The sequence below is a fragment of the Pseudophaeobacter arcticus DSM 23566 genome (assembly GCF_000473205.1).
GTDB lineage: Bacteria > Pseudomonadota > Alphaproteobacteria > Rhodobacterales > Rhodobacteraceae > Pseudophaeobacter > Pseudophaeobacter arcticus.
In genome coordinates this window covers 2729537-2742495 of the sequence record NZ_KI421507.1, presented here as the reverse complement: position 1 = coordinate 2742495, position 12959 = coordinate 2729537, and the positions used below count along the sequence as shown (strand labels likewise).

Here is a 12959-nt window from a genome sequence, read left to right as displayed (position 1 = left end):
GGATGTCGTGCCCTTTCTTTTGGCCGTACCTTCTGTGCCCACTGTGGAGATCTGCGGTCAAGGAGCCCGGTAGGGCCCGCGCGTTGCGCGGCTTGTCCTTGAGGGTAGAGCTCCAGATCTTAAAATTGATCAGGCGCATTGAGGGGCAGTTTTGCCCCTCAATCGCATCTCAGCACATTTTCTTTTCTTCGCCGGGCAGAGCCCGGCGCTGGGCCCAACGGGAGGGGGCGGGGCTTTGCCCCTGCGCCCGACGGGCGGGAGCGCGCGCTTTTGGGGTCAAGCCAACAGTGTGATGGCGGACTGACCAGCGGCGCGGCGCAGGGCATGGGTTTCCTGCAAGTCAGGGTCATTGATCCAGGCCTTGGCTGCCGCAACGTCCGGGAATTGCAAAATCACCCCAATGCCGGTTTTGTCGCGGCTGCCCTCGATGACGGTCTGGTTGGGGGTGGAAACCAGGGGTTTGGCTCCGTGCTTTTGCAAGGCTGCCCCGGCTTTTTCACGGTAGGCTGCCATGGTTTCGGGGTCTTCCAGTACCAGGTTCACATATACATATGCCATGATTTGTCCTTTCCAAAGTTATGGCAAACAGATGGGGGAGAGGGGGGCGCAAGAAAACACATGCATTTGCGTGTCATTCATGCAAAAACGCATGATATGCAGATCAATTGGGATGACATGCGCACGATCCTGGCGCTGGTACGCGCCGGAACACTGGCCGGGGCCGCCGAGGCGCTTTCGGTGAGCTACACCACCGTGGCGCGCCGGGTTCAGCGCGCCGAGGATATGCTGGGACGCCCCTTGTTTGAGCGCCGCCCCGAAGGCTATCTGGCCAGTCCTGAAGCCAAAGATCTGGCCAGGGCCGCCGCCCGGATGGAACAGCAGGAGCAGGCGGCACTGCGCCGGTTGTCGGGGCGGGACCAGGGGCTTTGTGGTCCCCTGACGCTCACCGCGCCGCAACTGTTGATCCAGACCCATCTGGCGCCTTTTCTGGCGGAGTTTTGCCGGGATAACCCCGGAATCGAGCTGACGGTTCGCGCCACCAATGACGTGCTGGACCTGACCCGCCGCGAGGCTGACCTGGCGATCCGTATCAGCAAATCGCCAGGGGATAGTCTGGTGGGGTTACATCTGGCGGATCAGAAAACCACCTGTTTTGCCCTGCCTGAAACCATTGCGCAGGCCAAATCGGATCCACAAGCCGTTCTGGATTGGGTGATCTACAGTGAGCAGGAGGCCCCGCCCAGGGCGGCGCTGGCGCTCTATCCGAACTATCGGATCCGGGCGCGGTTTGACGATATGACCTCGCTGATCGCAGCGGCCAAGGCCGGTATGGGGGTGGCGCGCATGCCGGTCTATCTGGGGCGGAGTGATCCGGAGTTGCAGCCTTTGCAGGGGCTGGCGCCACAGGACTATGCCCCGATCTGGGTGCTGAGCCATCAGGACCTGCTGCAATCAGCCAAGGTCCGGACCTTGAAAGCAGCTTTGAAGCGGTTCTTTCGTGCCTGTCGGGCTGATTTCACTCAGTTGTAGCTGGCATATCTTTGGTCTGGTGACGCGCCATAAAGCGGTCAATATCCACCTGCGCCGGGCGTTGGCCGGTGAAGACTTCGATATAGTCGGGCATCCGCGCCATCCGGCGGTCTTCAGGCTGTTGGATTTGCATCGAGATATAGCCGATCTGGGTGTAGATCATGGTCCGCGCCCGCACCAGGGCAGTGTCTAAACTATAGCCAAACCGCTGCAGCATTGCCGTCATCGCCGCCTCACGGCGGGCATCCGCCTGATTCAGTCGCAATTGCAGTGCGGCGTCGTTGCGGGCCCAGTTGCGTATCGCCAGATCCAGAGCTGAATCAAACAGCTCCACATCCAGCCAGCAGTCAAACAGGTTGAAGATCGCCTCCGAGACATTGGCCGCATAGGCCTCAGTTCGGGCAACCAGATTGCCGGTGTTCTTGTCTTCCCAGTGCCGGATCATCGCCTCCAGCAGCGCTTCACGATCCTTGAAGTGCCAGTAAAAGCTGGTGCGCGAGACCCCAAGCCGTTTGGCAAGCGTCATGATCTTCACCGCCTCCACACCATTGTTGGTCAGCTCGTCATAGGCGGCCGTGAGCCAGGCCTCTTCCGAGGTCGGCGGGCGGGAAGGGTTCTGAATATTCATGCCAATGTCCTAGCACCGACATAGCTTTGTCGCAATGGAGTTGACAGATATGACCATGTAATCGACACATGTGTCGAGAGACATTTTTCCGGGAGACCAAAGTCATGAGTGACGCGCAGTTAAAAACACGGGGACGCCGGTCCCGTCGCGGCGAAGGCCGCTCTGCCGAGCCGGGTCAGAATGCCTATTTGAAGACCGCCTTCATCACCCGCAACATCCCGACCTATGATATCCTGTCTGAGGAAAGCCTGGAGCGGATCGAGGCCACGGCAGAGCGGATCATGGCGGAGATTGGCATCGAGTTTCGCGACGACCCGGAGGTGGTGGCGCTGTTTCGTGCCGCCGGGGCCCAGGTCACAGACCTGACCGCCGAGAGCTGGAATTTGAAGTTCGAGCCGGGGATGATCCGCCAGATCCTGTCCACGGCGCCCGCGCGGTTTACACAGGTGGCGCGCAATCCCGCCAACACGGTTGAAATCGGCGGCGACGCCATGGTCTTTGCCCCCTCCTATGGATCGCCCTTTGTGATGGATCTCGATAGGGGGCGGCGCTATGGCACCATCGCGGATTTTGAGAATTTCGTTAAACTGGCACAGATGAGCCCCAACCTGCACCACTCGGGGGGCACTATCTGCGAGCCGACGGATGTGGCGGTGAACAAGCGCCATCTCGATATGGTCTACGCCCATATGCGCTATTCCGATCGCGCCTTTCTGGGGTCGATCACCGCGCCCGAACGGGCCGAGGACAGTATCGAGATGTGCCGCATTCTGTTTGGCGCCGATTTTGTCGACCAGAACTGCGTGATCATGGGCAACTTCAATACCACCTCTCCGTTGGTGATGGACGGGGTGACGACGCGGGGTATCCGTGCCTATGCGGCGGCGGGGCAGGGGTCGATCCATCTGCCGTTTCTGCTGGGCGGCGCGGTGTCGCCGCTGACCACTGCCGGGTCGGTGGCGCAATGTCTGGCAGAAAGCATGGTGTCCTGCGCCATTACCCAGTTGGTGCGCCCCGGATCACCTGCGGTGCTGGGCTCTTTCATCAGCTCTATGTCGCTGCGCACAGGTTCGCCCACCTTTGGCACGCCGGAGCCCGCGTTGGGCTCGCTTGCCATGGGGCAATTGGCGCGTCGGTTGCGGCTGCCGCTGCGCTGTGCGGGCAACTTTTCGACTTCGAAACTGCCGGATGGGCAGGCGATGCAGCAGGCGATGATGTCGATGATGTCTGCGGTCCAATGTGGGGCCAATTTCATCCTGCATTCGGCAGGGTTCCTGGATGGGCTGTTGTCGATGTCCTACGAGAAATTCATGCTGGATGCGGATCTTTGCGGCGCGCTGCACGCCTACCTCAAAGGCTTTGAGGTGAACGAGGATACTCTGGGATTTGAGGCGCTGGCCGAAGGCGGGCCGGGGCAGCACCTGTTTGCCACCCAGCATACCCTGCGCCACTATCAGAGCGCCTATTGGGACAGTGCCCTGGATGACCAGCAGCCCTGGGAAACCTGGGATGAGCAGGGCGGCATTGATGCTGCCACCCGCGCCAACAGCCGCTGGAAGGCACAGCTGGCCAGTTATCAAGCTCCCTATATGGATCCTGGCACCGATGAGGCGCTGCAGGAGTTCATCTCCAAAACCAAAACCGCAATGCCAGACGCCTGGTATTGACCCTGTTTTCGTATCCGGGGGTGTACTTATCCACCGGGTGCCGGTTCACTGTTACCACCCCTAGGCCCTCCCGAGGAAAGAAGACCCGATGTCCAACGACCCGCTTTTGCAGCCCTACACTCTGAAACACCTGACCCTGCGCAATCGGATCATGACCACCAGCCATGAACCTGCCTATCCCGAAGAGGGCATGCCAAAACAGCGCTACGCGGCCTATCACGCTGAACGGGCCAAGGCCGGAGTGGCGCTGACCATGACGGCGGGCTCGGCGGCGGTGTCGCGCAACAGCCCGCCGGTGTTCAACAATATCCTCGCCTACAAGGACGAAGTGGTGCCGTGGATCCGCAATATGACCGATCAGATCCATGACCATGGCGCAGCGGTGATGATCCAGCTCACTCACCTGGGGCGGCGCACCCATTGGAACAAGGGCGACTGGCTGCCGGCGGTGTCCTCGACCCGCCACCGCGAGCCGGCCCATCATGCCTTCCCAAAATTGGCGGAAGACTGGGATATCTCCCGTATCATTTCCGATTTTGCCGATGCGGCAGAGCGGATGCAGGCCGGTGGTATGGACGGGGTTGAGATCATGACCCATGGCCATCTGCTGGATCAGTTCATCTCGCCGCTGACCAATGACCTGGACGGCCCCTATGGCCGGGCACATCTGGAGGACCGGATGCGGCTCACCACCGATATCATTGCCGCCGTGCGTGCGCGGGTGGGGCAGGAGTTTGTGCTTGGGGTGCGCTTTGCCCCGGATGAGGCCCACGAAGGCGGCATCACCCCCGAAATGGGCGTGGAGATTGCCAAGATCCTGAAACAGACCGGCCAGGTGGATTTTCTCAACGTCAACCGCGGGCGTATCCATACCGATCCGGCGATGACCGATATGATCCCGGTGCAGGGGATGAAGAATGCGCCGCATCTGGATTTTGCCGGATCGGTGCGCGCCGCCACGGGTATGCCGGTGTTCCATGCCTCCAAGATCCCCGATGTGGCCACGGCGCGCCACGCGGTCTCGGCTGGGTTGCTTGATATGGTGGGGATGACGCGGGCGCATATGGCGGATCCGCATGTGGTGCGCAAAATCATCGAAGGCCGCGAGGATGACATCCGCCCCTGCGTTGGCGCCACCTATTGTCTGGACCGGATCTATCAGGCCGGCGAGGCCCTGTGCATTCACAACCCGGCGACCGGGCGCGAAATGACCATGCCCCATGATATCCCACCCGCGCCGGTGAAAAAGAACGTCGTGGTCATCGGTGCCGGCCCCGGCGGGCTGGAGGCAGCGCGGGTGGCGGCAGAGCGCGGTCATACGGTGACAGTGTTTGAGGCACAGCCCGATCCTGGTGGCCAGATCCGCCTGACGGTGCAGAACCCGCGCCGCGCCGAGATGATCTCGATCATCGACTGGCGCATGGCGCAATGTGCGGCGCGCGATGTGGAGTTCCGCTTCAACACCTGGGCCGAGGCCGCAGATGTCACGGCGCTTGATCCCGATGTGGTGATTGTCGCCACTGGCGGCATGCCCAATAGCATGTTGCATGAAACCCGCGAAGAGGCCGCCAATGTGGTGACCAGCTGGGACATCATCTCGGGCGATGTGAAGCCGGGCGAAAATGTACTGATCTATGACGAAAGCGGTGATCACCCGGGGCTGATGGCGGCAGAGGTGGCCGCCAATGCCGGTGCCAAGGTAGAGGTGATGACCCCGGATCGCACCTTTGCACCTGATATCATGGCGATGAACCTGGTGCCCTATATGCGGGCGTTGCAAGACAAGGATGTGCGTTTTACCGTCACCCGGCGGCTGCTTGCGGTCACGCCCAGCGGTAACCAGCTGACAGCAACCATTGGCACCGACTACAGTAGCCACACAACCAAAGCCCAGTATGATCAGGTGGTGGTGAACTACGGCACCCTACCGCTGGACGAGCTGTATTTTGACCTCAAAGAGCTGTCGTCCAACCGGGGAGAAGTGGACCAAAGCGCCTTGATCGAAGGGCGCCCGCAGGGCGTCAACAGCAACCCCGAAGGCGGCTTTCAGCTGTTTCGCATCGGCGATGCTGTGGCGGCGCGCAATACCCATGCGGCCATCTATGACGCCCTGCGCCTGCTAAAGGATATCTGACATGCGTCTCGGGTTTATCGGCACCGGCACCATTGCCTCTGCTGTTGTGCGTGGATTGGCCGGGCACGGTCATGAAATCCGCATCAGTGCCCGCAGCAAGACGCGCGCAGAGGCCCTCGCGGCGGCAATCCCAGAAGTGCAGATCGCCGGGCTGCAAGAGATCCTGGATCACAGCGAGGTGGTTTTCCTCGGCCTGATGGTGCAGGCCGCCCCTGCCATTCTTGCGGCGCTGACCTTCCCTGGTGATCTGCGGGTGGTCTCCTTTATGGCAGGTGCTGACCTGGATCAGGTCGCCGGGCTGGTCGCCCCGGCCCAGGCCGCGGCGGTGATGATGCCCTTTCCTGGTATTGCGCAGGGGGGATCTGCCATTATGGCGCTGGGCGATGGTGAGCTGCTGGAACAGATCTTTGCGCCACAAAACACCCTGTTCATGCTGCGCGACGCAGGCGAGCTGGACGCCTATCTTTGTGCTCAGGCTGTCCTGTCGCCTGTGGCGCGGCTCACGGCTGAGGCGGCCAACTGGCTGGGGCAGCGTGTATCGGACCCGGCCCAGGGAGAGGCCTTTTTGCGGATGCTGATTTCCAGCGCACTGGCAGGCAGCTCTGCTGATGATTTACTCGAAGCCCTGAATACTCCTGGCGGCTACAATCAACGCCTGCGCCAACATATGGAGGAGGCAGGCATGGACAAAGATCTTGTCGCCGGTCTGGACGCTCTGGAGGGCTGACCCTGTTCTCTAGGCGATGCAAATGCCCCGCATTTGGCTGCCCAGCCGTTCTATGTGGGCGGCGCCAGCCATGCATTCATCGTCTGTTTTGTGTTTTTGCGTTGTTTTGTGTGTCTGGAATTTGATTCCTTGTTGTGAGTCTGTGGGTAATGTTGTGGGTAAGTGCCGGTTTGGGGTGTTTGTGGTTTGGGGCAGGGGTGTCGGGTCTGTTTTTTGGGGTTTGCTTGCCGGGAATTTTACATGTAAGATATTGTTATTGTTTGATTTTCACATTTCTTTTGCAGAAAGTTGTGATTTGATTGGTTTTTGGGTTGCGGGTCCTGCGGGTTATACTTAGAACCCCCTCTACCGGCAGCGGCGACGCGGTTTGGTGGGTTGCTTCGGCGGCCGGACGGGCCGGAGAGACGGTTGTGACGCTCGGGAGAGACCGGGGCATCTGAGGGGTGTGATGAGGCGGTTGCGCTAAGGAATTGGCGCGGTGGTCTTGTTTTTGGCCTTTGGGTGTTGCTCTTTGACATTGATGATAACTGAAGAGATATGTGGGCGGTTTGGTTCGTTTCGATGGATCAACGTCTGTATATCAACGCTCTTAGTAATATTGCGGCGCTCAAGTAGCGCAGCGGTAGCGCGATGATAGAGTGTCAGCTTCACTGTTTGAACGGTTCACTGTTTTCTTATGAAAACTGTGTACATCAAACAGATGACTTCCAATGCGTGTTCAATCCTTAGCCGGGTGAACATATGGGCCTGCCCCCAAGGGTGGCCCTGAGTATTGGAGATGTGCAGAGGTTCGAACGTCAAGGATAAGCAAGCGATTGCTTTTCAACTTGAGAGTTTGATCCTGGCTCAGAACGAACGCTGGCGGCAGGCTTAACACATGCAAGTCGAGCGCACTCTTCGGAGTGAGCGGCGGACGGGTTAGTAACGCGTGGGAACGTGCCCTTCTCTAAGGAATAGCCACTGGAAACGGTGAGTAATACCTTATACGCCCTTCGGGGGAAAGATTTATCGGAGAAGGATCGGCCCGCGTTAGATTAGATAGTTGGTGGGGTAATGGCCTACCAAGTCTACGATCTATAGCTGGTTTTAGAGGATGATCAGCAACACTGGGACTGAGACACGGCCCAGACTCCTACGGGAGGCAGCAGTGGGGAATCTTGGACAATGGGCGCAAGCCTGATCCAGCCATGCCGCGTGAGTGATGAAGGCCTTAGGGTCGTAAAGCTCTTTCGCCAGAGATGATAATGACAGTATCTGGTAAAGAAACCCCGGCTAACTCCGTGCCAGCAGCCGCGGTAATACGGAGGGGGTTAGCGTTGTTCGGAATTACTGGGCGTAAAGCGCACGTAGGCGGATCAGAAAGTATAGGGTGAAATCCCAGGGCTCAACCCTGGAACTGCCTTGTAAACTCCTGATCTTGAGTTCGAGAGAGGTAAGTGGAATTCCGAGTGTAGAGGTGAAATTCGTAGATATTCGGAGGAACACCAGTGGCGAAGGCGGCTTACTGGCTCGATACTGACGCTGAGGTGCGAAAGTGTGGGGAGCAAACAGGATTAGATACCCTGGTAGTCCACACCGTAAACGATGAATGCCAGACGTCAGCAAGCATGCTTGTTGGTGTCACACCTAACGGATTAAGCATTCCGCCTGGGGAGTACGGTCGCAAGATTAAAACTCAAAGGAATTGACGGGGGCCCGCACAAGCGGTGGAGCATGTGGTTTAATTCGAAGCAACGCGCAGAACCTTACCAACCCTTGACATCCTTGGCCCGCCAGAGAGATCTGGTTTTCTCGCAAGAGACCAAGTGACAGGTGCTGCATGGCTGTCGTCAGCTCGTGTCGTGAGATGTTCGGTTAAGTCCGGCAACGAGCGCAACCCACATCCTTAGTTGCCAGCAGTTCGGCTGGGCACTCTAGGGAAACTGCCCGTGATAAGCGGGAGGAAGGTGTGGATGACGTCAAGTCCTCATGGCCCTTACGGGTTGGGCTACACACGTGCTACAATGGCATCAACAATGGGTTAATCCCAAAAAGATGTCTCAGTTCGGATTGGGGTCTGCAACTCGACCCCATGAAGTCGGAATCGCTAGTAATCGCGTAACAGCATGACGCGGTGAATACGTTCCCGGGCCTTGTACACACCGCCCGTCACACCATGGGAGTTGGATCTACCCGAAGGCCGTGCGCCAACCTTTCGAGGGGGCAGCGGACCACGGTGGGTTCAGCGACTGGGGTGAAGTCGTAACAAGGTAGCCGTAGGGGAACCTGCGGCTGGATCACCTCCTTTCTAAGGATGTATCTAGATACTTGGTTGAGTTACCAACGCGCTCAAGTAGCGAAGCGGTAGCGCATAAAAGTCGTGATACACTTAGCAATGAACAGTAATCAAAACTGTTCAACATCAGTTAGGTCCTTACGTCGCCGCAAGGCGGTAGGACACTAACATGGACCGAGCCGTCCTCATATCTCTTCAGACAAGTCGCGGCAGCAGCCGTTATCTGGCGCTGCCTGGTGACATAACCACTGAGTGCTGCTCTCGGGCATTGCTTTGCAATACCCTGTCGCACACGGGTTTTGATTTGCTTTGCAAATCGAAAACCGGGTCGGTAGCTCAGGTGGTTAGAGCGCACGCCTGATAAGCGTGAGGTCGGAGGTTCAAGTCCTCCTCGACCCACCACTCATCCTTCGGGATTAAGATGGGGCCTTAGCTCAGCTGGGAGAGCGCCTGATTTGCATTCAGGAGGTCAGGAGTTCGATCCTCCTAGGCTCCACCATTACAGACAATTAGATCGTTAAGCACTGTGCGCAGTTCTTAACCGTCCAATTGGACGAATTGATATCGTAAAGAGAGAAACAATCAACAACACTGTTGATCGCCCCGAGTGTGGGGATGATCTCAGATTGGTGCTGGGTGAGATCTTCGGGTTTTACACAGCGAGCTTATGAACACGTCTGTTTCCTCGGACGTCCATGAGTATGCCGGTTTGAAACGACAGAGTTGTCCAAGTCAAGTACACTAACCCGGTTCCAATTCCGCATAGGTTTTGGAACCACATATGTTTGACGCCTGTTTTGATACCGGGTCTGACCGACATCAGGCCCTCAAGTAGCGAAGCGATAGGGCATCAAACATGGGAAAGTATGCTTTTTGGTTCAGAGATTGTGGTCCGGCTACTTACCAGCGGCTGGATCCTGATTGCCATTGATGTTTTGGCGCTCGGTGTTTGAGACTTAATCAAGTCCTCAAGTAGCGAAGCGGCAGGAGATCATATCTGCGCTCAAGTAGCCGAATAGGCGGTAGCGCAAATAACGTGGCTCTCTATTTCTGGATCAGATCAAGCGCGAGAAGGGCGTTTGGTGAATGCCTTGGCAGTAAGAGGCGATGAAAGACGTGATACTCTGCGATAAGTCATGGGGAGCTGAGAATAAGCTTTGATCCATGAATTTCTGAATGGGGCAACCCACCTGAAAGTTCATTATAATTGCTTCGGTAATTTATAATGTTCTTAACCAGGTACTTATGAACTGAATACATAGGTTTATAAGAGCAAACCCGGGGAACTGAAACATCTAAGTACCCGGAGGAAAGGAAATCAATTGATACTCCCCTAGTAGCGGCGAGCGAACGGGGACCAGCCGAGCCTTGAGTGTGAGAAGAACCTGTTGGGAAGCAGGACCATAGCGGGTGATAGTCCCGTATTCGAAGCATGAGAGGACGTATTAAGTAGGGCGGAACACGTGAAATTCTGTCTGAAGATCGGAGGACCACCTTCGAAGGCTAAGTACTCCTTACTGACCGATAGTGAACCAGTACCGTGAGGGAAAGGTGAAAAGCACCCCGACGAGGGGAGTGAAACAGTACCTGAAACCGAACGCCTACAATCAGTTGGAGGGCCCTTGCGGCCTGACAGCGTACCTTTTGTATAATGGGTCATCGACTTGGTCTCACGAGCAAGCTTAAACCGTTAGGTGTAGGCGCAGCGAAAGCGAGTCTTAATAGGGCGAATGAGTTCGTGGGATCAGACCCGAAACCGAGTGATCTAGGCATGGCCAGGTTGAAGGTGCAGTAACATGCACTGGAGGACCGAACCCACATCTGTTGAAAAAGATCGGGATGAGCTGTGCCTAGGGGTGAAAGGCCAATCAAACTCGGAGATAGCTGGTTCTCTGCGAAATCTATTTAGGTAGAGCGTCGTACGAATACCCCGGGGGGTAGAGCACTGGATGGGTAATGGGGACTCACCGTCTTACTGATCCTAACCAAACTCCGAATACCCGGGAGTACTATACGGCAGACACACTGCGGATGCTAACGTCCGTAGTGGAGAGGGAAACAACCCTGACCTCCAGCTAAGGCCCCTAATTCATGGCTAAGTGGGAAAGCAGGTGGGATGTCCAAAACAACCAGGAAGTTGGCTTAGAAGCAGCCATCTTTTAAAGATAGCGTAACAGCTCACTGGTCTAATTAAGACGTCCTGCGGCGAAGATGTAACGGGGCTCAAGCCATGAGCCGAAGCTGAGGATGCACATAGTGCATGGTAGCAGAGCGTAGTGTGACACAGGATTTTGTCTGCTTTATCGCTGAGATATGAGGGCGCGGTCAAACGTGCTCAAGTAGCGAAGCGGTAGCACAGACATAAATCCTTTCGATGAAGCGGGCGCGTGAGCGATCCCGTGGAGAGATCACTAGCGAGAATGATGACATGAGTAGCGACAAAGAGTGTGAGAGACACTCTCGCCGAAAGTCCAAGGGTTCCTGCTTAAAGCTAATCTGAGCAGGGTAAGCCGACCCCTAAGGCGAGGCCGAAAGGCGTAGTCGATGGGAACCAGGTTAATATTCCTGGGCCATGAGGTGGTGACGGATCGCGGGTGTTGTTCATCCTTATTGGATTGAATGAGCAGCTGAGCGGTTCCTGGAAATAGCCCCTCTATAAGATCGTACCCTAAACCGACACAGGTGGACTGGTAGAGAATACCAAGGCGCTTGAGAGAACGATGTTGAAGGAACTCGGCAAAATACCTCCGTAAGTTCGCGAGAAGGAGGCCCGGGTCCTACGCAAGTGGAATCCGGGGGCACAAACCAGGGGGTGGCGACTGTTTATTAAAAACACAGGGCTCTGCGAAGTCGCAAGACGACGTATAGGGTCTGACGCCTGCCCGGTGCCTGAAGGTTAAAAGGAGGGGTGAGAGCTCTGAATTGAAGCCCAGGTAAACGGCGGCCGTAACTATAACGGTCCTAAGGTAGCGAAATTCCTTGTCGGGTAAGTTCCGACCTGCACGAATGGCGTAACGACTTCCCCGCTGTCTCCAACATCGACTCAGCGAAATTGAATTGCCTGTCAAGATGCAGGCTTCCCGCGGTTAGACGGAAAGACCCCGTGCACCTTTACTACAGCTTCGCACTGGCATCAGGATTGTGACGTGCAGGATAGGTGGTAGGCATCGAAACCGAGACGCTAGTCTCGGTGGAGCCTCCCTTGAGATACCACCCTTCGCACTCTTGATGTCTAACCGCGGTCCGTTATCCGGATCCGGGACCCTGCGTGGCGGGTAGTTTGACTGGGGCGGTCGCCTCCTAAAGCGTAACGGAGGCGCGCGAAGGTTGGCTCAGAGCGGTCGGAAATCGCTCGTTGAGTGCAATGGCAAAAGCCAGCCTGACTGCGAGACTGACAAGTCGAGCAGAGACGAAAGTCGGCCATAGTGATCCGGTGGTCCCGAGTGGAAGGGCCATCGCTCAACGGATAAAAGGTACGCCGGGGATAACAGGCTGATACTGCCCAAGAGTCCATATCGACGGCAGTGTTTGGCACCTCGATGTCGGCTCATCTCATCCTGGGGCTGGAGCAGGTCCCAAGGGTACGGCTGTTCGCCGTTTAAAGAGGTACGTGAGCTGGGTTTAGAACGTCGTGAGACAGTTCGGTCCCTATCTGCCGTGGGTGTAGGATACTTGAGAGGAGTTGCCCCTAGTACGAGAGGACCGGGGTGAACGAACCACTGGTGGACCAGTTGTCGTGCCAACGGCAGTGCTGGGTAGCTATGTTCGGACAGGATAACCGCTGAAGGCATCTAAGCGGGAAGCCCCCCTCAAAACAAGGTATCCCTGAGGGCCGAGGTAGACCACCTCGTCAATAGGCCAGAGATGTAAGCGTGGTAACACGTTCAGTTGACTGGTACTAATCGCCCGATTGGCTTGATCTGATCTAGTAATAGACAGCCAAGAACCAAATAAGCACCAATTGACTTGTGACATAACAAAGGTGCAGCAACGTGCAT

At 56.9% G+C, this 12959-nt stretch carries 6 protein-coding genes, 2 tRNA genes and 2 rRNA genes; 8 read left to right on the top strand and 2 right to left on the bottom strand.

Annotated elements, in window-relative coordinates; genetic code table 11:
• Window positions 1-276 precede the first annotated feature (276 nt).
• Window positions 277-558, bottom strand: coding sequence for a DUF1330 domain-containing protein (locus ARCT_RS0117495; RefSeq protein WP_027241225.1), 282 nt, complete (start codon window positions 556-558; stop codon window positions 277-279).
• A 96-nt stretch (window positions 559-654) separates the two neighbouring features.
• On the opposite strand from ARCT_RS0117495, the gene ARCT_RS0117490 reads away from it, so the two are divergent.
• Window positions 655-1530, top strand: a complete 876-nt coding sequence (locus ARCT_RS0117490) for a LysR family transcriptional regulator (RefSeq protein WP_027241224.1) — start codon at window positions 655-657, stop codon at window positions 1528-1530.
• Here ARCT_RS0117490 and ARCT_RS0117485 read toward each other — a convergent pair.
• Window positions 1517-2158, bottom strand: a complete 642-nt coding sequence (locus ARCT_RS0117485) for a TetR/AcrR family transcriptional regulator (protein WP_027241223.1) — start codon at window positions 2156-2158, stop codon at window positions 1517-1519. The genes ARCT_RS0117490 and ARCT_RS0117485 overlap by 14 nt on opposite strands.
• Before the next feature lie 104 nt (window positions 2159-2262).
• Between ARCT_RS0117485 and ARCT_RS0117480 the strand changes: the two genes are divergently transcribed.
• The 7 genes from ARCT_RS0117480 (at window position 2263) to ARCT_RS0117440 (ending at window position 12884) form a co-directional block, all read left to right on the top strand.
• Entirely contained in the window at window positions 2263-3825 is a 1563-nt protein-coding gene (locus tag ARCT_RS0117480) for a trimethylamine methyltransferase family protein (protein WP_027241222.1), read from the top strand.
• A gap of 88 nt (window positions 3826-3913) precedes the next feature.
• Window positions 3914-5959 carry an NADH:flavin oxidoreductase gene (locus ARCT_RS0117475; RefSeq protein ID WP_027241221.1) on the top strand — a complete coding sequence of 682 codons (2046 nt, stop codon included), beginning with the start codon at window positions 3914-3916 and terminating at the stop codon, window positions 5957-5959.
• Window position 5960: 1 nt separating this feature from the next.
• Window positions 5961-6686 (top strand): NAD(P)-binding domain-containing protein, encoded by a 726-nt coding sequence (locus tag ARCT_RS0117470; RefSeq protein ID WP_027241220.1) that lies wholly within the window; start codon window positions 5961-5963, stop codon window positions 6684-6686.
• A gap of 823 nt (window positions 6687-7509) precedes the next feature.
• Window positions 7510-8973 (top strand): 16S ribosomal RNA (locus ARCT_RS0117460).
• A gap of 313 nt (window positions 8974-9286) precedes the next feature.
• Window positions 9287-9363 (top strand) — tRNA-Ile (locus ARCT_RS0117455).
• A 21-nt stretch (window positions 9364-9384) separates the two neighbouring features.
• Window positions 9385-9460 (top strand) — tRNA-Ala (locus tag ARCT_RS0117450).
• A gap of 559 nt (window positions 9461-10019) precedes the next feature.
• Window positions 10020-12884 (top strand): 23S ribosomal RNA (locus ARCT_RS0117440).
• The 16S and 23S rRNA genes sit together here with 2 tRNA genes alongside, the layout of an rRNA operon.
• Window positions 12885-12959: the final 75 nt, after the last annotated feature.

Coding starts and splice junctions, on each gene's coding strand:
- ARCT_RS0117485 (WP_027241223.1), bottom strand. CDS start 2,158: ATGAATATTCAGAACCCTTCCCGCCCGCCGACCTCGGAAGAGGCCTGG.
- ARCT_RS0117475 (WP_027241221.1), top strand. CDS start 3,914: ATGTCCAACGACCCGCTTTTGCAGCCCTACACTCTGAAACACCTGACC.
- ARCT_RS0117495 (WP_027241225.1), bottom strand. CDS start 558: ATGGCATATGTATATGTGAACCTGGTACTGGAAGACCCCGAAACCATG.
- ARCT_RS0117490 (WP_027241224.1), top strand. CDS start 655: ATGCAGATCAATTGGGATGACATGCGCACGATCCTGGCGCTGGTACGC.
- ARCT_RS0117470 (WP_027241220.1), top strand. CDS start 5,961: ATGCGTCTCGGGTTTATCGGCACCGGCACCATTGCCTCTGCTGTTGTG.
- ARCT_RS0117480 (WP_027241222.1), top strand. CDS start 2,263: ATGAGTGACGCGCAGTTAAAAACACGGGGACGCCGGTCCCGTCGCGGC.